Source organism: Candidatus Nanopusillus massiliensis (assembly GCF_920984865.1).
In genome coordinates, this window is sequence record NZ_OV100765.1 from 604,983 (window position 1) to 605,275 (window position 293).

General features: G+C 23.3%; 1 pseudogene (only partly in view). It reads left to right on the forward strand.

Features of this window, described 5'->3' with window-relative positions:
- Positions 1–168, forward strand: a pseudogene (locus LUA84_RS04885) (50S ribosomal protein L18) (it extends 431 nt beyond the left edge of the window).
- Positions 169–293 lie beyond the last annotated feature (125 nt).

The following is a 293-nucleotide window of genomic DNA, read 5'->3' on the forward strand; positions in this document are numbered from 1 at the left end:
ATAAAAGGTGAACATATAAAAAATTATGCATTAATGTTAAAAGAAAAAAATCCTGAAAAATATAATAAGCAANTTTCAAGATATTTAAAAAATGGATTAGAACCTGAAAAAATAGTAGAGCATTTTGAAGAGGTAAAAAATAAAATATTAAAAGAATATGGCATCTGATTGGAAAGATAGCTTAGATCCCGTGTTTAGAGATTTTATAAAATCATTAATAGAAGAAACAAAAAAGTATAAGGATGTATATGAAAATTCTGATAATCCATCAAAAATACAAATGTGGATTGTAC